At 53.9% G+C, this 23277-nt stretch carries 21 protein-coding genes; all 21 read left to right on the forward strand.

Annotated features, from left to right (window positions below):
* Positions 1 to 23 precede the first annotated feature (23 nt).
* On the forward strand, positions 24 to 1418 hold the full coding sequence (locus ABIE48_RS08985; protein ID WP_192714740.1) for a protein-glutamate methylesterase/protein-glutamine glutaminase: 1395 nt from the start codon (positions 24 to 26) through the stop codon (positions 1416 to 1418).
* A 13-nt stretch (positions 1419 to 1431) separates the two neighbouring features.
* Positions 1432 to 3516, forward strand: coding sequence for a chemotaxis protein CheW (locus ABIE48_RS08990; protein ID WP_192714739.1), 2085 nt, complete (start codon positions 1432 to 1434; stop codon positions 3514 to 3516).
* Positions 3517 to 3596: 80 nt separating this feature from the next.
* Positions 3597 to 4058, forward strand: coding sequence for a chemotaxis protein CheW (locus ABIE48_RS08995; protein ID WP_105443621.1), 462 nt, complete (start codon positions 3597 to 3599; stop codon positions 4056 to 4058).
* A 36-nt stretch (positions 4059 to 4094) separates the two neighbouring features.
* Positions 4095 to 4688 (forward strand): chemotaxis protein CheC, encoded by a 594-nt coding sequence (locus tag ABIE48_RS09000; protein ID WP_285855177.1) that lies wholly within the window; start codon positions 4095 to 4097, stop codon positions 4686 to 4688.
* Complete coding sequence (locus ABIE48_RS09005; protein ID WP_192714738.1) at positions 4681 to 5178, forward strand: chemotaxis protein CheD; 498 nt, start codon at positions 4681 to 4683, stop codon at positions 5176 to 5178. Before ABIE48_RS09000 ends, ABIE48_RS09005 begins: the two co-directional genes overlap by 8 nt.
* A 2-nt stretch (positions 5179 to 5180) precedes the next feature.
* Positions 5181 to 5579, forward strand: coding sequence for a hypothetical protein (locus ABIE48_RS09010; RefSeq protein ID WP_076168097.1), 399 nt, complete (start codon positions 5181 to 5183; stop codon positions 5577 to 5579).
* A 12-nt stretch (positions 5580 to 5591) separates the two neighbouring features.
* Complete coding sequence (locus ABIE48_RS09015) at positions 5592 to 6380, forward strand: FliA/WhiG family RNA polymerase sigma factor (protein ID WP_145156753.1); 789 nt, start codon at positions 5592 to 5594, stop codon at positions 6378 to 6380.
* Between the two features lie 30 nt (positions 6381 to 6410).
* Positions 6411 to 7820: a flagellar assembly protein A gene (locus ABIE48_RS09020; RefSeq protein WP_105443618.1), complete on the forward strand. Its 1410-nt coding sequence runs from the start codon at positions 6411 to 6413 to the stop codon at positions 7818 to 7820.
* Between the two features lie 246 nt (positions 7821 to 8066).
* On the forward strand, positions 8067 to 8378 hold the full coding sequence (locus ABIE48_RS09025; protein WP_105443617.1) for a hypothetical protein: 312 nt from the start codon (positions 8067 to 8069) through the stop codon (positions 8376 to 8378).
* Positions 8379 to 8423: 45 nt separating this feature from the next.
* A complete protein-coding gene (locus ABIE48_RS09030; RefSeq protein WP_181152878.1) occupies positions 8424 to 9011 on the forward strand; it encodes a hypothetical protein in 588 nt (195 codons plus the stop codon).
* Positions 9008 to 9643 (forward strand): endolytic transglycosylase MltG, encoded by a 636-nt coding sequence (locus ABIE48_RS09035; protein WP_192714737.1) that lies wholly within the window; start codon positions 9008 to 9010, stop codon positions 9641 to 9643. Before ABIE48_RS09030 ends, ABIE48_RS09035 begins: the two co-directional genes overlap by 4 nt.
* Positions 9644 to 9849: 206 nt before the next feature.
* A complete protein-coding gene (gene rpsB, locus ABIE48_RS09040) occupies positions 9850 to 10548 on the forward strand; it encodes a 30S ribosomal protein S2 (protein ID WP_105443615.1) in 699 nt (232 codons plus the stop codon).
* A 151-nt stretch (positions 10549 to 10699) separates the two neighbouring features.
* Positions 10700 to 11350, forward strand: a complete 651-nt coding sequence (gene tsf, locus ABIE48_RS09045) for a translation elongation factor Ts (RefSeq protein ID WP_076168081.1) — start codon at positions 10700 to 10702, stop codon at positions 11348 to 11350.
* Positions 11351 to 11552: 202 nt separating this feature from the next.
* Positions 11553 to 12281: a UMP kinase gene (gene pyrH, locus ABIE48_RS09050; protein ID WP_076168079.1), complete on the forward strand. Its 729-nt coding sequence runs from the start codon at positions 11553 to 11555 to the stop codon at positions 12279 to 12281.
* Positions 12281 to 12835: a ribosome recycling factor gene (frr, locus tag ABIE48_RS09055; protein WP_076168076.1), complete on the forward strand. Its 555-nt coding sequence runs from the start codon at positions 12281 to 12283 to the stop codon at positions 12833 to 12835. Before pyrH ends, frr begins: the two co-directional genes overlap by 1 nt.
* 71 nt (positions 12836 to 12906) lie before the next feature.
* The gene (locus tag ABIE48_RS09060) at positions 12907 to 13674 is read left to right on the forward strand and encodes an undecaprenyl pyrophosphate synthase (RefSeq protein ID WP_192714736.1); all 768 of its coding nucleotides are present in this window, start codon (positions 12907 to 12909) and stop codon (positions 13672 to 13674) included.
* A gap of 21 nt (positions 13675 to 13695) precedes the next feature.
* Positions 13696 to 14496: a phosphatidate cytidylyltransferase gene (locus tag ABIE48_RS09065; protein ID WP_192714735.1), complete on the forward strand. Its 801-nt coding sequence runs from the start codon at positions 13696 to 13698 to the stop codon at positions 14494 to 14496.
* Positions 14497 to 14514: 18 nt separating this feature from the next.
* Positions 14515 to 15654: a 1-deoxy-D-xylulose-5-phosphate reductoisomerase gene (locus ABIE48_RS09070; RefSeq protein WP_105443612.1), complete on the forward strand. Its 1140-nt coding sequence runs from the start codon at positions 14515 to 14517 to the stop codon at positions 15652 to 15654.
* 216 nt (positions 15655 to 15870) lie between these two features.
* Positions 15871 to 17142, forward strand: a complete 1272-nt coding sequence (rseP, locus tag ABIE48_RS09075; RefSeq protein WP_105443611.1) for an RIP metalloprotease RseP — start codon at positions 15871 to 15873, stop codon at positions 17140 to 17142.
* A 52-nt stretch (positions 17143 to 17194) separates the two neighbouring features.
* Positions 17195 to 18643, forward strand: coding sequence for a proline--tRNA ligase (gene proS / locus ABIE48_RS09080; protein ID WP_192714734.1), 1449 nt, complete (start codon positions 17195 to 17197; stop codon positions 18641 to 18643).
* Between the two features lie 196 nt (positions 18644 to 18839).
* Entirely contained in the window at positions 18840 to 23156 is a 4317-nt protein-coding gene (locus ABIE48_RS09085) for a PolC-type DNA polymerase III (protein ID WP_192714733.1), read from the forward strand.
* Positions 23157 to 23277: the final 121 nt, after the last annotated feature.

Raw genomic sequence — 23277 nt, forward strand, 5'->3', positions numbered from 1 at the left:
AGGAACAGAGGTGAACAAGCGGCATGACGCCATACAAAGTCATAGTAGTGGACGACTCGGCTTTCATGCGGAAGATCGTATCCGATCTCATTGAAAAGGATCCCGCATTTCGGGTCGTTGATACGGCTGTTAACGGAAAGGAAGCCGTAGACAAAATTATAAGCCAGCAGCCGGACCTCGTTACGATGGACGTGGAGATGCCGGTGATGAACGGACTCGAAGCGCTTACGGTCATTATGCAGGCGCATCCGCTGCCGGTAATCATGCTGTCCGGCATCAATGAGGCCGGCATGAGGGAGACGATCAAGGCGCTTGAAGCCGGAGCGTTTGATTTTATCCGCAAGCCGTCCGTAGCGCATGCGCAGCAGATCGATGACGTTCGGGATGCCCTGCTTGAGCAGATGAAGGCAGCTATGGCGGCCAAGGAACGGAGAGCGCTTTGGAAAGCGGAGGAGGAGAAGCGGAAGAACAAGCCCGCCACGGCTGCTCCGGTTTCAACGGCAGTCCTGCCAAAGCTTGGGCGGAGGCGTCCGCTCCCGGACTTGGCGAAAGAAACCGGCGCTCGTAACGGGGCAGCCGCGCAGGAGAGCGCTCCCGATAAGGAGGTTGTTCTGCAGCAGCCTGACAAGCCCAAGGCGACGAAGCTTTCCAAGCCTGGAGCAGGAAAGAAACATCAGGACTCCCCGAATAGCAGGACAACGCGCGAACTGACGCACCAGGTGCTGGAATCCGCTCCTTCGGCACAAGAAGCGAAAACAACCAAGCCTGCGGGAACGGATGCCGCCAAGCCCAGCCGGACAGCGGAGGGCAGGGCAGCAACCGCGTATACACAGCTTGTTGCGGTCGGCTGCTCCACCGGCGGACCGCGGGCGCTGAAGACGCTCCTTGAGGGCATTCCGGCCGATTTTCCGGCACCCGTTGTCATCGTTCAGCATATGCCGCCCAATTTTACGAAATCCCTCGCCCAACGGCTGAATACGTTCAGCCCGCTGACCGTGGTTGAAGCCGAAAAGGGAATGGCATTGGAGCCAGGGTTCGCTTATATTGCCCCGGGCGGCTATCATACGAAAATCGTGCCGGATCCGAACCGGGGCTTAATGATCTCGCTGACGGAGGAGAGTCCGGTAGGCGGCCACCGTCCGTCGGTGGATGTCATGTTCGAATCCCTGCTTGAGCTTCCTTCCCTGAAACGCCACGTGGTGCTGATGACCGGGATGGGAAGTGACGGGGCAAAGATGATGAAGCGGCTGTACGATGCCGGGGTTACCAGCACGTTTGCGGAGAGCGAGGAGACCTGCATCGTATACGGCATGCCGCGTTCCGCAGTGGAACTTGGCTGCGTGAGTCATGTATTACCGCTTCACAATATTGCCGCAGGGCTCGTCCAGGCTGTAGGCAACGGAAAGCAAACTTATTAGGAGGTGTCTCATAATGGACATGAATCAGTATTTATCCATGTTTATCGATGAGTCCAATGATCATCTGCAATCCTTGAATGAAAACATGCTGCTGCTCGAACAGACACCGAATGATCTCTCCATCGTCCAGATTATTTTTCGCTCGGCTCATACGCTGAAAGGGATGGCGGCTACGATGGGCTTCGAGGACCTGGCGTCGCTGACCCACCAAATGGAGAACGTGCTCGACCTGGTACGGAACGAAAAGCTGGTGATGCAGGACTTTATCTTCGACACGCTGTTTAAAGGGCTCGATGCACTTGAGGCTATGGTGGAGGATATTACCCAGGGCGGCGAAGGGAAAGCCGACGTATCGGCAATCGTTGCCGACCTTCAGGCGATCGTTCGTGGAGAAGCCCCTTCCACCGGCAGCGCGAAGTCCGCAGGCTCCGCTCCGGCCAAGCAAGAAACCAATACCGCCATCCAGCTTGATGAATTTCAATACTCCGTTTTACAGCAGTCTATAGGGGAAGGGCACCGCGTGCTGTATATTGACGTCGCCATTCGGGACGATTGCCAGCTGAAGGCGGTCCGCGCCTATATGGTGTTTGATTTGCTGGAGAAGTCCGGCGAAGTCATTAAGTCCCATCCAACCGTGCAGGATATTGAGCAGGAAAAATTCGAAAAAAGCTTCTCACTCTACTACATAACACAAAAAGATCCTGCCGAACTCAAACAGCAAATTTTGAACGTTTCGGAGATTGACCAAGCCTCAGTAGTAGAACTCGATCACGAATCCCTGCAGCAAATGGCCGAGATGGGGGCGGCATCCGCCCAATCCGCGGCGGCTGTGGCCGAAGAAACGAAACCTGACGCTGCCGCTCCGGCAGCCGCTGCGCCAGCGGCAGAGAGCAAGGATAACAAACCTGCGGCAGCCGCCAAGCCGGCCGCCAAAACCGGCGGTGCTCCGGCCCGCACGATCCGGGTTGATATCGAACGGCTCGATGTGCTCATGAACCTGTTCAGCGAGCTGCTGATCGACCGGGTACGCCTGGAACAGCTGGCTTCGGAGGTGCAGAACCATGCTTTGACCGAGACCGTAGAACATATGAGCCGCGTCAGCTCCGATTTGCAAAATATCGTCCTGAAGCTGCGAATGGTGCCGGTCGATACGGTGTTCAGCCGGTTTCCGCGGATGGTCCGCGACCTGGCCAAATCGCTGGATAAAAAGCTGGAGCTGGTCATTACTGGCGCAGAAACAGAGCTTGACCGTACCGTTATCGATGAGATCGGGGATCCGCTCGTTCACCTTTTGCGCAATGCGGTCGACCACGGCATTGAGTCGCCCCAGGACCGGGTTGCCGCCGGCAAACCGGAGACGGGTACCGTACACCTTCGGGCTTTCCACAGCGGGAATCACGTCTTTATCGAAATTGAAGAAGACGGGCGCGGCATCTATCGTGACAACGTCTTGAAATCCGCGCTGAAGAAAGGCATCGTCACCGAGGAGGAAGCGAAGGGCATGTCGGACGAGCAGGTGCACCAGCTGCTGTTCGCGCCGGGCTTCAGCACCGCCGAAAAAATCTCCGACGTATCGGGCCGGGGAGTCGGCCTGGATGTCGTGAAGGCAAAGATCACTTCGCTCGGCGGGCAGGTGACCATTTATTCGACACCGGGGAAAGGAACCAATTTCTCGGTGCAGCTGCCGCTAACCCTGTCGATCATCGCCGCGATGCTCGTGAAGATGGGATCCGAGAAATATGCCATCCCGCTCAGCTCGATCGTGGAAACAGGCATCGTCAAGAAGGAGCAAATCCGCCAGGTGCATGGTAACAAAATGGTGGATTTCCGTGGATCGATGATCCCGCTCATTTCGCTGAGCCGCATTTTTGAAGTTCCTGACTTTAATGAAGAGGACGAAAGCGAAACCGAGATCATCGTCATCCATAAGGGAGACCGTTTGGCGGCTTTGGCCGTCGACGAATTTATCGGACAAAACGAAATCGTCCTGAAAAACCTTGGAAAGTATCTGCCGCAAATCAAAGGAATTTCGGGGGCAACCATTCTGGGCGACGGCCAGGTGGCCTTGATTCTGGACCCGAACGTCTTCATTAAATAGGAAGGTTTGCGATAAAGGAAGGCTTGCGGCGACAGTAAAGAATTGCAAATACGCCGCATTTAAATAAGGAGGTTTAGGGCATGGGAGAAGATATCAAAGTCATTGTATTTAAGCTGGGCAGTGAAGAGTACGGAATCGAAGTCGACAAAGTCCAAACGATTGAGCGCATGCTTCCCATTACACGCGTTCCGAAGACATACACGTTCGTTAGGGGCGTCATCAACCTGCGGGGCGTCGTTATTCCGGTGATCGACCTGCGGGGACGCTTCGGCCTTCCGGAAACCGAACATACGGACCAAACGCGGATCATTATCGTGGTGGTAGGCGAAATGGAAGTCGGCTTTATCGTCGATTCGGCCAATGATGTCATCGATCTGAACAGAGACCGGATCGAGACTCCGCCGGAAGTCGTCGGAGGCATTAAGGCCAGATACCTGGACGGCGTGGCAAAAATCGGCGATGACCGTCTGCTCATCATGCTGAACTTGTCCGAGGTGCTGAAGAAGAGCGAAATCATTCAGCTGGAAAGCCTAGAGGAGTAGTTCGTGGAGGTCTTTAAGCATTTTAAGGAATTCAAAATGGATGTCCTGAAGGAAGTCGGCAATATCGGGGCGGGCAATGCGGCAACGGCGCTGTCCCGCCTGCTCGATAAGCCGGTCGATATGGCGGTTCCCAAAGTGCAGCTGCTTCCCTTTGAAGAGATTGCCGACAGGGTCGGCGGGGCCGAGCGAATCGTCATTGCTATTTTTCTGAGGGTGGAAGGCGACGCTCCAGGCAATTTGTTCTTTATTCTAAGCCCGGAAGCAGCCAAAAGCCTGTTGAAGAGACTGGCCGGCATGCAGGTCGACCAGGACGGGATGTTCGATGAGATGGAGCAATCGGCACTCTGCGAGATCGGCAATATTTTGGCCGGTTCGTACCTGTCCTCGCTCGCCGACTTTACGAAGCTGGATTTGTCCCCGACGGTCCCTGGCCTGGCGATGGACATGGCCGGCGCCGTTCTGAGCTACGGGCTGCTCCAGTTTGGCCAAATGGGTGACGATGCGCTGCTGATCGATACGACTTTTCTCGAGGGCGATCATGAGGTGGAAGGGAAGTTCTTTCTGATCCCCGATCCGGACTCGTTCGCGAAAATTTTTCAAGCCCTGGGAGTGCCTCTAGAGAATGATTGAAGAGCAAAGCATCGTTAAAGTAGGCATGGCCGACATGAACGTCGTGCGCGATCCCGGGGTCATCCGCACGCTGGGCCTCGGATCATGCGTCGGAATTACCCTTCACGACCCTCTGCTCAAAATTGCGGGTATGGCTCATATTATGCTGCCGTCCTCAGACATTGCCCGTGAAGGGCAGCTGAATATCGCCAAATATGCGGATACCGCAGTGCCTGCCTTGCTGGAGCGGCTTGTGGCCATAGGTGCCTCGCCTTCCAGAATTGTCGCCAAGATGGCCGGAGGATCGCAAATGTTCCTGATGGCCGGTACCGGGGATACGATGAGAATCGGCCCCAGGAATGTGGAATCATGCAAAATGATGCTGTCAAATCTTCATATCCCGTTAATCGCCGAAGACACGGGCGGAAGTCACGGACGAACCATTGAACTGGATTCAGGCAGCGGAATCCTGTCCGTGCGCAGTGTACAAATGGGTATAAAGGAATTGTAGCCATGAAAGGAAATTTGTTGTTTAACCTTGTGTTTGGTGCTGTCGGATTCGTGCTGACGCTGCTGATCTCGATGGGAAACAACCTGTTTATGACCAGCTTGATCAGAGGGCTGATATCCTTTGTCATCTGGTTTCTGCTTGCCTTTTTGCTCCGCTGGGTATGGGGTGTGGTCAGCGTTCCCGAAGCGGAGCAGGAGGCAGCAGCCGAACAGGAGCGGGGTGCCCGGTTCGATGTGACGACCCCGGATGAGAGCGATGAGTTAAATGATCTGTTGACGCCGAAGCCCGCCTCCGTTCAAGAGGATGGGGGAGGCTTTACACCACTCAATCCGCCGAAGCTGGTTTCGGCGAAAGATCCGGAAGAACTGGCGAAAGCCGTTCGACACCTGTCAGAAAAATAGGGGGTGGGGGAAATGAGCGAGCGCAAAGCTTCTCACCTGAATCATGCCGAGCTCTGGGAGCAATGGAAAGAACACGGAAATATTGAAGCAAAAAAGTCCCTGATCGAGAAACACCTCCACATTGTGGATTATGTTTCCAGCCGCCTTGCCATCGGCCTTCCAAGGAATGTTTCCAAGGATGATCTGGCCAGCAACGGCGTCATGGGCCTGATCGATGCTATTGACAAATTTGACTATAAACGCGGACTGCAGTTTGAGACCTACGCTTCTTTCCGGGTAAGGGGAGCTATTCTCGATTCTCTGCGGCAGGGGGACTGGGTGCCCCGTTCCGTCCGGGAGAAGGCCAAGCGGATCGAGGACGCCTATCAGCAGCTCGAACAGAGGTACCTGAGGTCTGCGACGGACTTGGAGATGAGTGAATATTTGAACGTGTCCGAGAAAGATTTTCACCAGATGCTTCAGGAAGTCGCGGTCATGTCACTCTGCTCGCTGGAGGACCCGATCCGCGAGGAGGAATCCGAGACGCGTCTGTCCGTGATGGTCGACGACAAGGCCAAAAATCCGGATTACAAAGTGAACGAGTTTTATTTGCGGGAGTCTCTCATTAAAGGAATTGAGAAGCTTACCGAGAAAGAAAGAACCGTCGTATCCCTGCTGTATTATGAGGACTTATCTTTAAGCGAAATAGCAGAAGTCATGTCACTTTCACCTTCAAGAATATCCCAGCTTCATTCCAAGGCCATTTTACGGCTGCGCGCAACGCTGGAGAAGAACCGGGATTTACTGATGCAAAACGATTAACCGTTGCACGAGTAGAAAGGAGGAAAACGATTGACAGCTCCAATCGCGCTTGAAACCTATTTGGATATTACCTTTTCGGAGGATAAAAGCGTCGCCTATCTGCAGTTCTCCAAGCGTTCCGAGGATTTTGAGGTGACGGAGGAAGAGCTTCAGCTCTTTTTGAGGAGCCATCAAGTCCAGTTTGGCATGGACCAGGCGGTCCTGAGCCGGATCTGCAGCCATCCTCAGGAATACATGTTTGGACGGACCGCGATTGCCTTCGGTGAGCAGCCGGTCAGCGGTAAGGACGGCCGGATCGAGTATGCCTTCAACCTCAGAGATGACAAGGAGCACAGGCCGCTCGAGACCGAAGACGGCAGAGTGGACTATAAAGAACTGATCAGTCTCAACAATGTCATGAAGGGCCAGCTGATCGCCAAACGGATCCCGCCCGAGCCTGGCAAACCGGGACTCAGCGTTACCGGGGAAATGATCCCGTTCAAGCCCGGCAAAGAAGCCTATTTTAAGGTAGGAAAAAATGTGGTGGTCGACCCGGAAAACACAGCCATGTATGCCGCCATCGACGGCCTGATCGCCACGACGGATAAAGGAAAAATCAACGTTTTTCCCGTCTATGAGGTGAATGGGGACGTGGATTACAGTGTAGGCAACATCGACTTTGTCGGTACCGTGGTCATCCGTGGGAACGTTCTGACCGGATTCCGTGTGAAAGCGGCAGGGGATATCCGCGTGGTCGGCGGCGTAGAGGGCGCGGAGCTGGAAGCGGAAGGGTCCATTGAAATTACGAGCGGGATCATCGGTTACAACAAAGGTTATGTGAAAGCGGGCCAACATGTAAAAAGCTCTTTCATCCAGGACGGCAACGTCATCGCCGGGGAAGATGTCATCGTCTCGCAGAGCATCATGCACTCCAACATCCGGGCAGGAAGAAACGTACTGTGCAACGCTACCAAAGGGCTGATCGTCGGCGGTGTCATTCAGGCGGGAGAGCGGGTCATTGCCAGAACTATCGGCAACAGCATGTCCACCATGACGACGATTGAGGTGGGGGTTCTGCCGGAGCTAAGAAACGAGCTATCCGAACTGCGGGGCAAGATCAGGCAGCTGGCGGAGGCGCAGGACAAGACGGACAAGGCATTGTATTTGTTGAATCAGCTGGCTGCTTCAGGACAGCTACCGCCCGACAAGATGGCGCTTAGGCTCAAACTGAACGCCACCAAGAAATCGAATGACCGGGAGCAGATGGAAGCGAAAGAACGTATACTGGAAATCGAGAAAACATTGGAAGATTCAGTGCGGGCCCGCGTTGACGTCGTGAAAGTGGTCTACGGAGGCTCTAAAATAGTTATCGGCAGATACACCAGATTTATTAAGGACCCGGCGGAACGGGTTTCATTTTATTATCATGAGGGCGATATTACGATGGCTCCGTACATTTAATATAAAGTGCGAGTTCAAGAAGGTCGGGTTTTGGCCTCGATTGGTTTTCTTATAATATCAGAAAGTATAAACATCCAGAGCCATTGCTTCATGATATTGCAAGAAAAATTACCTTTAAACGCGGTCTGTCTTCCTTGAAGGTACGTCGATAGACGGTTTCTTATCAAAAGCGGTCTTTTTGAACAATCTCTAAAAAGAAGCAAAGTACTCTGGATACGATTCCTATCGATAAGAGGAGGAAGACGAATGAGTATGAAGGCGGTTGAAATGCAAATTGCGATCCCACGGACCAGCGAGGCCGGGAAGGTGCAAAACGAGCTCCAGCACCGGCCTGCACAGGATCAGCAGTTTTTGGCCGAACAGCAGCTTAAGGAAACAGCGGAAATGAGCAAGCGCAGCGAATCGGTGGACGAAGCGGCGGACGCCGCCGTTCGGGATGAGGGCGGACGGAACAAGCATCGGCGTAATCAAACCGATAGTCCATCGGCAGGGGAGCATGAGGACCTGCAAAATGCGCAGCACCCCTTCAAGGGACATCATCTGGATGTTTCCCTATGATCCGTTGCCCCGTCATGAATTTTACAGTCAAAGGAGAACCGCTACTTGGAACCTTGGTTAATCGTTGTTATATTGGGCGCTGCCGCGTTGGTGTATGCCATGATGCTTCCTAAGCGGAAGGAGGAGCAGAGCCAGCAGGGCAGCGTGGTCAAGCAGGTCGAGGCTACACTGGAGCAGTACATGGCCGAAATTGAAAATGAAAACGTCGAGCTCGTCGAGCTTGTTTCCCAAATGAAGCAGGATATGGCGGCCAAGCAGCTGTCCCAGCAGGAACAGCTGTCGGAGATGCGTCAGCGGCTCGTTTCGCTTGAACAGCAGGTTGTGCAGCAGGATGCCAGGCTTTCGCAAATGGAGAGCCTGCCTGCCGGACAGGCCACGGTTAGCCGTGAAACGGCCGCGGCCGTGGAGCCGGGAGCTTTCCTGGAGCCAGCAGCTGGTGCAGATCTAGAGGGTCAGAATGGAACGGAATCAACGCTGCCTGAGCAGCAGCCATCGATCAGGGACAGGTACCCGGAGCTGTTCGAGTTGTACGACACAGGCAAATCCATTGATGCGATTGGAAAAATGACCGGCATGCACCGCGGCGAAATCCAGTTGATTCTTCAGCTTGCGAAACAGGAGGAGACGCTGTGATCAGAAATCGGACATTCATGATGGGACTCGGCTTGGGTCTCCTGCTTGGAGCCCTCCTGCTGCAGCTGATGATCCTTGGGCAGGGTACCGGCCGCCCGGCCGGAGAGGCTCCGTCAGCTGCCAGCCTGACGAAGGAAGAGCTTGAGCAGCAGGCGGAGACGATGGACCTGATGGTCGTCGGCAAGGAGGACAAGCTGATGACCGAGGAGGAGTGGAAGCAGCAGATGGTTGAGCAGAGCTCGGTTCCCAAAGGAGACGCAGCGAAGGCGCCAAAGGCCGCGGACGCGGGCAAACAGCCGGCCCAGCCGGATAAGCCGCAGCAGCCTACCGCTTCTAAGCAGCCGCAGTCGGTCACTCCGGGATCCGGTGAGGCTTCAGCAGCCAAGCAGCCGCAAACGCCTTCTATGCCGGCGGCCAAAGCGGTTGAAGTGAAAATCGCCAGCGGGAACAACTTGGAAGACGTCGCCGGCAAGCTGGAGAAGGCGGGGGTCATCGCCGACGCCGACCAATTCGTGCAAAAAGGCCGATCTCTCAAGATCAGCACGAAAATCCAGACCGGCCAATACACGTTTTCACCCGGCGAGGAATTCAGTTCCATCATCGCTAAAATTACGACAAAACCGTCACGCTAACGACAATCGGCTGGACGGTTTTTTGCATGTAAAAAAAGCCGTCCCTTAGGCGTTGCATCGAGCTTTTAGATATGGTATATTAAATGACGGTGTTAAAACACACGCTGTCGGATTTCGTAAAGGGTGCTTTCCATATGGAGAGTCTTGACGGGAAATGAAAGCAGCGGAGGACACAATAAAAAACCAAACTTAGGAGGTGTGTGAAGATGGCAGTTATCTCCATGAAGCAGCTTCTCGAAGCTGGCGTTCACTTCGGTCACCAGACACGTCGCTGGAACCCGAAAATGGATAAATATATCTTCACTGAAAGAAACGGAATTTACATTATTGACCTGCAAAAGACAGTTAAAAAGGTCGAAGAAGCTTTTAACTTCGTGAAAAGCGTGGCAGAAGAGAACGGAACAATTCTTTTCGTCGGTACGAAGAAACAAGCCCAAGACTCCGTCAAAGAAGAAGCAGAACGTTGCGGTATGTACTACATCAACCAACGTTGGCTCGGCGGAACGCTGACTAACTTTGAAACGATCCAAAAACGGATCAACCGTTTGAAAGAACTCGAAAAATGGGAAGAAGACGGCACATTCGCTGTTCTTCCTAAGAAAGAAGTCATCCTTCTCCGCAAAGAGAAAGATCGTCTTGAGAAATTCCTGGGCGGCATCAAGAACATGAGAGGCCTGCCAAGCGCCCTGTTCATCATCGATCCGCGCAAAGAGCGCATCGCGGTTGCCGAAGCCCGCAAATTGGGTATCCCAATCGTAGGTATCGTTGACACGAACTGCGATCCGGACGAAATCGACTACGTTATTCCTGGTAATGACGATGCGATCCGTGCCGTTAAGCTGTTGACTGGCAAAATGGCTGACGCTGTGGTGGAAGCTCACCAAGGCGAAGAAACTTCTGCCTAAGTTTCGACAGTTACGTAATATAGACATGAATTAAATGAAAAGGGTGGTTGGTAGGTGGATAACCTCTCACTGCCCTTTTTTTAAGATGAAAACAAAGATCAGGTGTGACGCCTGGCTGAAAAATTAGCATCCTATTTGGAGGGAATATTCGATGGCAGTAAGTGCTAGTGCGGTAAAAGAACTTCGTGAAAAAACAGGCGCAGGTATGCTCGATTGCAAAAAAGCGCTGGAAGAAGCAAACGGTGATATCACCAAAGCAACAGAACTCCTTCGTGAAAAAGGTCTGGCTGCAGCAGCAAACAAAGCTGGACGCGCAGCTACGGAAGGCGTTGTAGAAGCTTACATCCACGCCGGCGGAAGAATCGGCGTTCTGGTTGAAATCAACTGCGAAACCGACTTCGTTGGTAAAACAGACCAGTTCAAAGAGTTCGCTCGCGACATCGCGATGCATATCGCAGCTTCGAGCCCGCGTTACGTTTCCCGCGAAGAAGTGCCTCAAGCAGAAGTAGAGAAAGAAAAAGAAATCTTGAAAGCCCAAGCTTTGAACGAAGGCAAGCCTGAAAAAATCGTTGAAAAAATGGTTGAAGGCCGCATCGGTAAATACTACGAAGAGTTCTGCCTTCTGGAGCAATCCTTCATTAAGGATCCGGACAAAACGATTTCTCAGCTGCTGAACGAAAAAATCAGCACCATCGGCGAAAACATCTCCATCCGCCGCTTTGTTCGTTACGAACTGGGCGAAGGTCTTGAGAAAAAAGTCGACAACTTCGTTGAAGAAGTTATGGCGCAAGTTAAACAATAAGAGCCCTTTTTTTGCGGCATCTATAACTAGAACAAGAGAAGAGCGGAACACGCAGTGTTCCCTCTTTTTTAAAAGAGCAGACGTTTTTTTTCTGAAGAGAATGACATCGGTTTGGTGTGGTGTTTACCGGATAGGGCCCGCCGAACGTTAGTTGCAGCAACTGGCGCCATATGGTGATGTCTTTAAAGTGGAGGGTAAACATTTGGAACAGCCTGTATTTAAACGAGTTGTCTTGAAGGTCAGCGGGGAATCCCTCGCAGGTCAGAACGGTTATGGTATCGATGCGGAAACGATCGGATCCATTGCAGAGCAAGTCAAAGAAGTGGTGGATCTTGGCGTTCAGGTTGCAATCGTCTGCGGCGGCGGCAACATCTGGCGCGGCATCGCTGGCAGTTCCAGCGGGATCGACCGCGCGACAGCCGACTACATGGGGATGCTCGCGACGGTCATGAATTCGTTGGCGCTTCAGGATGCCCTGGAGCAAATCGACGTGCCGACGCGCGTACAGACATCGATTGCCATGCAGCAAATTGCAGAGCCTTATATCCGCCGCAGAGCGATCCGTCACCTGGAGAAAGGCCGCGTGGTCATTTTTGCCGCAGGAACGGGTAACCCGTTCTTCTCGACCGATACAACCGCTGCCCTGCGTGCGGCTGAAATCGAGGCCGAAGTGATTCTGATGGCCAAAAACAAAGTGGATGGCGTGTACTCCGCCGATCCGTTCAAAGACAGTACGGCCGAGAAGTATGAACAGCTTACTTACATGGACGTGCTGAACAAGAATCTGGGTGTGATGGATTCCACGGCATCATCCCTCTGCATGGACAACAACATTCCGCTGATCGTATTTGCTGTTACCGAGCAAGGGAACATCAAACGGGTCGTTTTGGGTGAAAAAATCGGAACGATTGTTAAAGGGAGCGTAGACTAATGCCAGAAACGGTAAAAAAACACGCAGAAGAACGCATGGAAAAAGCCATCGGCGCTTTGAAGAGAGACCTCGCCACACTGCGCGCCGGTCGCGCCGCCCCGGCACTGCTTGACCGGATCCAAGTGGAGTATTATGGAGCGATGACACCGGTGAACCAGCTGGCCAACATCAGCACGCCGGATCCGCGCACGCTGCTCATCCAGCCTTGGGACAAATCTTCGCTGGCCGATATCGAAAGAGCGATTATGAAGTCCGACCTCGGACTTACGCCAGCCAATGACGGCAACATCATTCGTCTTTCGATTCCGCCGCTGACCGAAGAACGCCGCACGGAACTTGTGAAATTGACGAAGAAGTTCGGCGAAGAGGCGAAAGTGGCGATCCGCAACATTCGCAGAGATGCCAACGACGACATCAAAAAGATGGAGAAAACCGATATTTCTGAGGATGAATCGCACCGTCATCAGGAAGACATCCAGAAGACGACGGATAAATTTATTGCGGAAGTCGACAAGGTGCTCGTAGCTAAAGAAAAAGAGATCATGGAAGTATAAGAGACTTGCGGCCCCTCCTTTTATGGTGGGGTTTGTGTCTTTTTTGCAGAAACCCGCTTGGAGGAACTAGAATGATCAAACGAGTTCGATCGTGGTGGAAACAGAAGGACTCGCAGCTTTTGCCAGAGCGATCCATGGACAACGTTCCTGAGCATGTGGCCATCATTATGGACGGCAACGGGCGTTGGGCCAAAAGTCGCGGGCTGCCGCGAATCGTCGGGCACCAGACCGGGATGAAGGCAGTGAAGCGGGCAACCATAGCTGCCGACGAGCTGGGCATTAAATATTTAACGCTGTATGCTTTCTCTACGGAAAACTGGAAGCGTCCCAAAGACGAAGTCGACTTTCTGATGCGTCTGCCGCAGGAATTTCTGGCGATCGAGTTGGACGAATTGATCCAAAAAAATGTGCAGGTCCGCATGATGGGTGACCGCGACGGTCTGCCGAAGCACACGCTGAATGCCATGGAGGAAGCGATGCGCCGGACGGCCGGCAATGACGGGCTTGTCCTCAATTTCGCCCTCAATTACGGCAGCCGCAAGGAAATGACGGATTGCATGAAGGAACTGGGCAAACAGATTCAGGAAGGCAGGCTGTCGCCTGGCGAGATTTCCCCGGAGCTGATCGACCGTCATTTGCTGTCGGGAGGCATGCCGGATCCGGACCTCATTATCCGGACGAGCGGCGAAATGCGACTCAGCAATTTCATGCTGTGGCAGCTCGCGTACAGCGAAATGTGGTTTACCGATATTTACTGGCCTGAATTTAACCGAAATCATTTATACGAAGCGGTTGCTGAATACCAGCGCAGAACGCGTCGATACGGCGGACTGACTTAGCCTGATGGGGGATGAATACCGTTGAAACAACGACTGATCACAGGAATTGTTGCGGGTGTCGTTTTTCTGGGATTTTGCCTGCTTGGCGGCCTGCCGTACCACATTCTAGTCCTGGCGATGGCAATGATCGGATATTATGAATTTGTAAAAATGACCCGGGTATCCCCGTTTCGCGGTACGGCCATGCTGGGATACCTGGGCGTGCTTGTATTTATGTTCCCGTGGAAGCTGCTGGATATCAGCTTTCCGCTTCCACTCGGGCACGTCATCTGGCTGCTTCTGTTCCTGTTCCTGCTGGTGACCGTCGTTACCAAAAACAAGATGGACATTCAGATGATCTCCCTGCTCTTTCTGGGATCCGTTTATGTGGGCGTCGGCTTTTCGTACATTGCTGAATCCCGCAGCGCCCCGGACGGGCACGGGGTGTTTTGGACGTTTTTGCTGCTGGTGTCGATATGGGCGAGCGATGCGGGAGCGTACTTCGTGGGCAAATGGATCGGCAGCCACAAGCTGTGGCCGGCGATCAGCCCGAATAAAACGATCGAAGGCGCCCTTGGCGGTGTGGTGATCGCCATGTTGACATCGGCGGTCTTTGCGTTTCTGTCGGGCGGTCTGCTCACGATCGGACGAGCGCTGGCGATCGGCCTGGCATGCGCGGTGGCCGGTCAGCTTGGGGATCTGGTCCAATCGGCGTACAAGCGTGTATACGGCATCAAAGATTCGGGAAATCTGCTGCCGGGTCATGGGGGGATCCTGGACCGCTGCGACAGCTGGATTATCGTATTTCCGTTCGTACATATCATGATGCTGATGCCTTATTAATACGAGAGAAGGTTCAATATGAAGAAATTAAGCGTTCTCGGCTCTACCGGCTCGATCGGCACGCAGACGCTGGATGTCGTATCGAAGCATCCGGAGCATTTTCAAATCGAAGGGCTTGCGGCCGGGTCGAACGTGGAGCTGCTGCTCCGGCAGGTTCATCAGTTCAGACCGAAGAAGGTTTCGGTCGCGACCAAAGAACTGGCTGAACAGGTGAAAACGCAGGTTTCGCCAGGTACGGAAATTTTCTATGGAAATGAAGGGCTGGTGGAGGTAGCGGCCGGCACGGACGCCGATACGGTAGTAACGGCAGTGGTAGGCAGCATGGGGCTGCATTCCACGCTGGCGGCGATCGAAGCCGGGAAGCACATTGGACTGGCTAACAAGGAGACGCTTGTAACCGCAGGACATCTTGTCACTGAGGCCATTAAGCGAAAAGGCGTGAAGATGCTGCCGATCGACAGTGAGCACTCGGCTATATTTCAATGCCTGAACGGTGAACGCCGCGATGACCTGACCGGCATCACGCTGACCGCTTCCGGCGGTTCGTTCCGGGATTTGACCCGGGAGCAGCTCCAATCGGTGACGGTGGAGGATGCCTTGAAGCATCCCAACTGGTCGATGGGTGCGAAAATCACCATCGATTCGGCGACGATGGTCAACAAGGGGCTGGAAGTGATTGAAGCCCATTGGCTGTTCGGCCTTCCGTATGAGCAGATCCACGTGCTGCTTCACCCCGAGAGCATCATTCATTCTTTCGTGGAATTCCGCGATACGAGTATCATCGCCCAGCTGGGCAATCCGGACATGCGCGTACCGATCCAGTACGCACTGACCTACCCGGAACGCTGGGATTCGCCTGCCAAACGGCTGTCGCTGGCCGAAGTGGGCAAGCTGCATTTTAGAGAAATGGACATGGAGCGGTTCCCTTGTTTAAGACTTGCCTATGAATGTGGTAAAATGGGTGGTACAGCAACCACCGCTTTTAACGCAGCCAACGAAGTGGCGGTAGGCCGGTTTCTAAACAGGGAGATTTCGTTTTTACAAATAGAGGATATTATTGAGGAAGTGCTTGACCGGCATGCCAACATTCCGAATCCGCAGCTGGCGGACATTGAGGAGTGCGACCGGAATACGCGGCTGCTTGCTGCCAAGTTGTAAGCGGGCACGCAAGCGGCATAACAATACATCACTCTACTCCCCTGATTTTAAAAAATGACGAGAATGTGATTCTCTTGTGCGGGACCGGAGAATAATGATAATCTATATAGACTGAATTAAAGACGAGCTTCTTTTCGCGCTGTGGGCTTTAATCCATCTGATGATATAGATGCGACAGAAACTTCGGTCTCAGACAAATTAAGGGGGATGCGACGCTTGGAAATGGTGCAGGTAGTATTTTTGACGGTACTCATGTTTTTCGTCATCGTGACGGTGCATGAATGGGGCCATTTTTACTTTGCCAGACGCGCCGGCATACTGGTACGGGAATTTGCGATCGGTTTCGGTCCGAAACTGTTTTCTTATAAACGGAATGAAACGCAGTTTACGCTGCGGCTGCTGCCTTTTGGTGGTTATGCCCGGATGGCGGGGGAAGATCCTGAAATCGTGGAAATTCACCCCGGCCAGACCATCGCGGTCCGCGTCAGCGGCGGCGAAGTCAAGAAGATATATCTGGATCAGCTGGACAACCGAAAGAACGTCATCCGCGGAGAAGTGGAATTCATCGATATGGTCGATGATTTGAAGGTCCGCCTGAACGTGGACGGCGAGAGCCAGCAGTATCCGATTTATCCGAAGGCGATGCTGGTCGCCAAATCCCATGAGACGCAAATAGCCCCGAGAGACCGCCAGTTTGCCAGCAAGACGGTGGGGCAGCGCGCGCTTTCGATTTTTGCGGGGCCGCTGATGAATTTTATTCTGGCCTTCGTACTCTTCGGGGTCCATCTGCAGATGGCGGGGATTCCGCTGGAAAATCCGACGTACGTGCAGATCGGCGACATCTCCAAAGGAATGCCTGCCTATGAAGCGAACCTGAAGAAGGGCGACATCATCGAATCGATCGATGGCGTGAAGATCGGCGCGGATTATCAGAAAATGATCGATCTGACCTCCAAATCCAAGGACAAGCCGATGGAATGGACGATCCGCCGGGGAGACGAGGTATTTAATGTGACGCTGACTCCGCGTGCAATGGAAGGCCAGGAAGGCGGCAAGGTAGGCATTACGCCGCAGCTGCCAAGCCGCAAAGCGTCGATCGGCGAAACGTTCAGCGGAGCGGGAGTCGCGATGGTCGATACGACCAAAATTATTTTCCAGGGCTTCGGCCAGCTGATCAAGCAGTTTAACATGGACGATCTGGGCGGACCTGTGCGGACGTTCGAGGTGACGGGCCAGATCGCGAAGCAGGGCATCGTGCAGCTGACGTATTGGGCGGCGATTCTCAGCCTCTACCTGGGGATCTTCAACCTGCTGCCGATCCCGGCGATGGACGGAAGCCGGCTGGTGTTCCTCGGTGTCGAAGCGCTGCGGGGCAAGCCGATCGATCCGAGCCGGGAAGGCATGGTCCATTTTGTGGGCTTCGCCATGCTGTTCCTATTAATGATTGCCGTAACCTACAATGATATATTACGATTGATTAACGGATAACTAATGATGTCCCCGGCTAGAACGGGGTGAACTTGGGAGGAAGTCCATTTTTATGTCAAACGATAAACAATTTGTGACGGAGATTACGCCGCAGGGAGAAGATTTCTCCCGCTGGTATATTGATGTAATCAAGAAAGCCGATCTGATGGATTATTCGCCGGTCCGCGGCTGCATCGTCTTCCGTCCGGACGGCTACGAAATCTGGGAGCACATCCAGCGTGATCTGGACCGCCGTTTCAAGGAAACGGGTCATCGCAACGCCTATTTTCCGCTCTTTATTCCGGAGAGCTTTTTCCAGAAAGAAAAAGAGCATGTCGAAGGTTTTAATCCCGAGCTTCCTTGGGTAACTGAGGCAGGCGGAGACAAGCTGGAGGAGCGTCTGGCGATCCGTCCGACGTCCGAGACGATGTTTGGGCACATGTACGCCAAATGGATCCAGTCCTACCGCGACCTGCCGGTGCTCATTAACCAGTGGGCCAACGTCGTCCGCTGGGAGAAGCGCACGCTGCCGTTCCTCCGCACGAGCGAGTTTTTGTGGCAGGAAGGCCATACCGCTCATGAGACGGAAGAAGAAGCGCGCGAAGAAACGATGAAGATGCTGGAAGTGTACCGTCAATTCGTGGAAGAGTTTTTGGCGATTCCGGTCATTACCGGCCAGAAGACACCTTCCGAGAAATTCGCCGGCGCGGTGGAGACGTTCTCCATCGAGGCGATGATGAAGGACGGCCGCGCGGTTCAGGCGGGAACCTCCCACTACCTGGGCACGAACTTTGCGGTGGCGTTTGACATTCAATACTTAAGCAGAGACAACAAGCAGGAATACGTGCATACGACATCCTGGGGCACAAGCACGCGCCTGATCGGCTCGATGATTATGGTGCACGGCGATGACCGCGGACTGGCGCTGCCGCCGAAGGTCGCTCCGACGCAGGTGATCATGATTCCGATCGGCCCGCCGAAAACATGGGATGCCGTCGTTGGCCGCACGGACGAGCTGTTCGCCGAGCTGAAGCAGGCAGGCATCCGCGTGCGTGTGGACGACCGCAGCGACCTTCGTCCGGGATGGAAATTCAACGAATACGAAATGCGCGGCGTTCCGGTCCGTTTGGAAATCGGTCCACGTGACATGGAGAACGGCGTCTGCGTGCTCGTCTCCCGGATTACCGGCGAGAAGAAGGTTGTCCAGCAGGCCAATCTGGTCGAAGAAGTTCAGACGATGCTGGATCAGGTCCAGAAGGAAATGTTTGATCGTGCGAAGCAGTTTATGAACGACCATTTCTACTCGGTGGATACGCTGGAGGAAATGAAGAGCAGCATGGAACAGCAGCGCGGATTTACACTGGCAGGATGGTGCGGTTCGGAAATCTGCGAGAGCAAGGTGAAGGAAGAGACCGGGGCTACCAGCCGGAACATTCCTTTCGAGCCTGCGGAAGAGAAGCATACTTGTCTGGTATGCGGGCAGCCTGCCAAGCACACCGTCGTTTTTGCCAGAGCGTATTAATACTGCGGCAGCCAAGCTGCGAGTTTGATTCGTTTCCCGCATAAGCAGGGAAGAACCCGGCGGATCGGTAGAGAGGCCGGATGAAATAATGATGAGGAGCTTCTGCCAGAAATGAGTCGGTGCACGAGATCGAGACATTTTTGTGAACAGAGGCTCTTCATGTTTATGGATTAGCGCTTTAAAGGGGGAGGAGAGCATGGAAAACGTGGGGGAAAAGAGAAAACGGTTCGAGCTGCTGATGAAGCAGGGGGAAATACCGCCCGCGATCGTGGATCCCTATTTTCTGGATGGTCATATCGAACAGGTGGAGATCAGCCGGAGCAATCAGGAATGGAGAATCACCATCTGGAAGGAAACCTTGGTCCCCGGTGAGGTGTACCGGACGTTCTGTCTGAGGCTTCAGGAGAAAATGCAGCATATTGCAAAGCTGTCGTTTGTGTTCAGATATGCGGAAGAAGTAGACCGCAAAGATATCGTCGGCGCATACTGGAACCTTTTCCTGGAGTGGGTTCACCGAGAAATTCCTTCCGTCAACGGCTGGATGGCCCGGGCTAAGCATGAGCTGGACGGGGAAACCCTCATGGTCACGATGTCCGACAATACGTCGCTGGAGCTGGCGAGAAAAAAGCAGATCGACCAGGCGCTCACTCGTTTCTTCGCGCATTACTTCGAGGTTCCTCTCCGCGTCAAAATTCAAGTCGGCGAAATCCAGCGGGAAATGTACGAGGAGTTCGAGCAGAAGAAGCTCGAGGAAGAGCGTGAGGTTATCCAGAAGATGATATCCAGCATGGAGGCGGAGACGCGCGCAGCTGAGGGTGACGATGAGGAAGTCTTTCTTCAGGTCGGTTACGATATTAAGGAGCAACCGGTTCCGATTCAGGAAATCCAGGACGAAGAGAAGAAAATTACGGTTCAGGGCACGATTTTTGGCCTGGACCGCAAAGAGCTGCGCAACGGCAGCACGCTGTTCATGTTTAACCTGACGGACTTTACGGATTCCCTGCAGATGAAAATGTTCGCCAAGACGAAGGAAGATGTCAAAGTTCTGAGCCTGCTGGCCAACGGCAAATGGGTGAAAGCCCGCGGACGCGTCGAGATGGACCGCTTTATGACGATTCCCGAGCTGGTCATGATCCCTTCGGATTTGATCGAAGTCCAGGCGCCACCTACCCGCAAGGATAATGCTCCGGAGAAGCGGGTGGAATTCCACCTGCATACGACGATGAGCACGATGGACGCCGTGACGCCAATCGACCAGTACATCAAGACAGCCGCCAAGTGGGGCCACAAAGCGATTGCCGTGTCCGATCACGGTGGCGTGCAGTGTTATCCCGAAGCGGCGAAAGCCGCGAAGAAAAACGGGATCAAGATGATTTACGGCGTCGAGGCCAACGTGGTGAACGATTCCGTTCCGGTCGTCATGCAGCCGAAGCCGATAGACTTGAAGTCTGCGACTTACATCGTATTCGATATCGAGACCACCGGCCTGTCGATCACGAACAACAAAATCATCGAGCTTGCGGCCGTCAAAATGCATGAAGGCAAGGAAGTCGACCGTTACGCTACGTTTGTCAACCCGCATGAAAAAATACCGTATCACATCCAGCAGCTGACCAACATTAACGACGAGATGGTCAAGGATGCGCCGGAGCTTGAGCCCGTCATCCAGGACTTCGTCAAGTTTGTCGGTGACGGCGTACTTGTGGCTCACAACGCACGGTTCGACGTGGGCTTCATCCAGGCTGCCCTGAAGGGGCTCGGCATGCCGGAACTGGACAACCCGGCGCTGGATACGCTGGAGCTGGCCAGATTGCTTCACCCGACGATGAAAAACCACCGCCTCAACACGTTGGCGGATAAGTATAAAGTGGCGCTGGAAAGCCACCACCGGGCGATTGACGATACGATTGCCCTCGCCGGCATTCTGGACGGACTGCTGGCCGATGCCGAGAAGATCAAAGGGCTGACCCGCCTGGAACGCCTGAACGATTACGTCGGCAAGGATCTGTCCAATTCTCGTCCGTTCCACTGCGGAATCTACGCGCTGAACGCGATCGGCAAGAAAAACTTGTACAAGCTGGTGTCGATGTCGCACACCGAATATTTCAAACGGGTGCCGTGCATCCCGAAATCGAAGCTGGAGGAGATGCGCGAAGGGCTGCTGGTCATCTCCGGCTGCGAGAAGGGCGAGTTCTTCGAGACCGTGCTGAACAAGACGGTGGAGGAGGCGACCGAGGTGGCGGAGTTCTATGATATTTTGGAAATTCAGCCGCTGACGATGTACATGCACCTTGTAGATAAAGGGCTCGTCGGAAGCACCGTTGAGCTGAAGAACGCCATCAAGACGGTGTGCGAGATCGGGGAAAAGCTGAACAAGCCCGTGATTGCCACTGGCAATGTGCACTACCTGGAGCCGCGGGACAAGCTGTTCCGGGACATTACGATTCACGGCATCACGGGCTTCAGCCCGCTGAAGGATATCCGCAAGCCGGATGCCCATTTCCGGACGACGGAAGAGATGCTGGAGGAATTCGAGTTCCTTGGTCCGGAGAAGGCGATGGAAGTGGTTGTGAAGAATACCAACGATCTGGCCGACCGCTTTGAGGAGTACGAGTTGTTCCCGGACAAGCTGTTTACGCCGATTATCGAGGGGGCGGATGAGGAAATCCGCAACACTTGCTATGCCACGGCGCGGTCGATTTATGGCGAAGACCTGCCGGAAGTTGTCGTCGCGCGGCTGGAGAAGGAGCTGGAGCCGATTATCAAATACGGCTTCTCCGCCAACTATCTCATTTCCGAGCGGCTGGTGAAAAAGTCGAACCAGGACGGCTACCTTGTCGGTTCGCGGGGATCCGTCGGATCGTCTGTCGTCGCGACCTTCCTCGGCATTTCCGAGGTTAACCCGCTGCCCGCGCATTATATTTGCAAAAATCCGGAATGCAAGCACAGCGAATGGTTCCTGGACGGCAGCGTGCCGAGCGGATTTGACCTTCCGGACAAGCAATGCCCGAACTGCGGCCAAATGCTAAAGGGCGAAGGCCAGGACATCCCGTTCGAAACGTTCCTTGGCTTTAAGGGCGACAAGGTTCCCGATATCGACTTGAACTTTTCCGGGGAATATCAGCCTCATGCCCACAATTACACCAAAGTGCTGTTTGGCGAGAAAAGTGTATTCCGCGCAGGAACCATCGGTACCGTGGCGGAGAAAACGGCATTTGGTTATACAAAAAAATATGAGGAAGACCATCACCAGAAGTGGCGCGGAGCGGAGCTGAACCGGCTCGCCGCCGGATGCACCGGCGTCAAGCGGAGCACGGGCCAGCACCCGGGCGGCATCGTCGTTGTCCCTGACTACATGGAAGTGGAAGACATCACGCCGGTTCAATTCCCGGCTGACGATACGAACGCGGAATGGAAGACGACCCACTTCGATTATCACGCCTTCGACGCGAACCTGCTCAAGCTTGATATCCTGGGGCACGATGATCCGACCATGATGCGGATGTTACAGGATTTGACAGGGGTCGATCCGACGACGATTCCGATGAACGATCCGAAGGTCATGAGCATGTTCAACTCAACGGAGGCGCTCGGGGTAAGGCCCGAACAAATCCGGACACCGGTGGCCACCTACGGCGTGCCGGAGATGGGGACGAAGTTCGTCCGCCAGATGCTGATTGAGTCGAAGCCATCCTCCTTTGCCGACTTGCTGCAGATTTCGGGCCTGTCCCACGGAACGGGCGTATGGCTCGGCAATGCACAGGAGCTGATCAAGAACGGCACCTGCAACATCAAAACGGTGATCGGCTGCCGTGACGACATCATGCTGTTCCTGATATACAAAGCCGGCATGGATGCGAGCCTGGCGTTTAAAATTACGGAAAGCGTGCGTAAGGGCAAGGGCTTGACGCCGGAATGGATCGAGGAGATGAAGCGGTGCAAGGTGCCGCAGTGGTATATCGATTCCTGTCTCAAAATCCAGTACATGTTCCCGAAAGCGCACGCCGCTGCATATGTTATCTCTGCGGTGCGCACGGCTTACTTCAAGCTGTACCATCCGATCGAATATTATGCCACTTACTTCTCGGTCCGGGCAGAAGACTTCGATATCGAGCTGTGCTGCCAGGGCTATGAGGCCATCTACCGGCAAATCGAAGAGATCGAGCAGAAGGGCTTCCAGGCGACAACCAAGGAAAAAAGCATGCTCTCGATCCTCGAGATGGCGCTGGAAATGACCGCACGCGGCTTTACGTTCAAGCCGATCGATCTCTACCGTTCCGATGCAACCCGGTTTACGGTGGACGGAGAATCGTTGATTCCACCGTTCTCGGCGCTGGCCGGTATCGGGGATAACGCGGCCAAGAACATCGCTGCCGCCCGCGAATACGGGGAGTTTCTCTCCATTGAGGATTTCCAGCAGAAATCCAAAGCGAGCAAGACGATCATCGAGCTGCTCACTGGGATGGGCTGCTTCAGGGGGCTTCCGGAGAGCAACCAGCTTTCGTTATTTTAATTCCGTCTTTTGCGTGCAACGCCCTAACCCCTTGCTGCACAAGGTTTAGTCAAGGCATCATACTTGTCAGTACTCCCAGACTATGTTATAATTTTTTTGGTAATCATGTAGATAAAACCGT

It is taken from the genome of Paenibacillus sp. OAE614, from assembly GCF_040546645.1.
In the GTDB taxonomy this organism is placed as follows: Bacteria; Bacillota; Bacilli; order Paenibacillales; family Paenibacillaceae; genus Paenibacillus_AQ; species Paenibacillus_AQ favisporus.

Excerpts from the sequence above, each read along its gene's own strand:
- ABIE48_RS08985 (WP_192714740.1), top strand. The coding sequence starts at position 24 with ATGACGCCATACAAAGTCATAGTAGTGGACGACTCGGCTTTCATGCGG.
- ABIE48_RS08990 (WP_192714739.1), top strand. The coding sequence starts at position 1,432 with ATGGACATGAATCAGTATTTATCCATGTTTATCGATGAGTCCAATGAT.
- ABIE48_RS08995 (WP_105443621.1), top strand. The coding sequence starts at position 3,597 with ATGGGAGAAGATATCAAAGTCATTGTATTTAAGCTGGGCAGTGAAGAG.
- ABIE48_RS09000 (WP_285855177.1), top strand. The coding sequence starts at position 4,095 with ATGGATGTCCTGAAGGAAGTCGGCAATATCGGGGCGGGCAATGCGGCA.
- ABIE48_RS09005 (WP_192714738.1), top strand. The coding sequence starts at position 4,681 with ATGATTGAAGAGCAAAGCATCGTTAAAGTAGGCATGGCCGACATGAAC.
- ABIE48_RS09010 (WP_076168097.1), top strand. The coding sequence starts at position 5,181 with ATGAAAGGAAATTTGTTGTTTAACCTTGTGTTTGGTGCTGTCGGATTC.
- ABIE48_RS09015 (WP_145156753.1), top strand. The coding sequence starts at position 5,592 with ATGAGCGAGCGCAAAGCTTCTCACCTGAATCATGCCGAGCTCTGGGAG.
- ABIE48_RS09025 (WP_105443617.1), top strand. The coding sequence starts at position 8,067 with ATGAGTATGAAGGCGGTTGAAATGCAAATTGCGATCCCACGGACCAGC.
- rpsB (WP_105443615.1), top strand. The coding sequence starts at position 9,850 with ATGGCAGTTATCTCCATGAAGCAGCTTCTCGAAGCTGGCGTTCACTTC.
- tsf (WP_076168081.1), top strand. The coding sequence starts at position 10,700 with ATGGCAGTAAGTGCTAGTGCGGTAAAAGAACTTCGTGAAAAAACAGGC.
- frr (WP_076168076.1), top strand. The coding sequence starts at position 12,281 with ATGCCAGAAACGGTAAAAAAACACGCAGAAGAACGCATGGAAAAAGCC.
- ABIE48_RS09060 (WP_192714736.1), top strand. The coding sequence starts at position 12,907 with ATGATCAAACGAGTTCGATCGTGGTGGAAACAGAAGGACTCGCAGCTT.
- ABIE48_RS09070 (WP_105443612.1), top strand. The coding sequence starts at position 14,515 with ATGAAGAAATTAAGCGTTCTCGGCTCTACCGGCTCGATCGGCACGCAG.
- proS (WP_192714734.1), top strand. The coding sequence starts at position 17,195 with ATGTCAAACGATAAACAATTTGTGACGGAGATTACGCCGCAGGGAGAA.
- ABIE48_RS09085 (WP_192714733.1), top strand. The coding sequence starts at position 18,840 with ATGGAAAACGTGGGGGAAAAGAGAAAACGGTTCGAGCTGCTGATGAAG.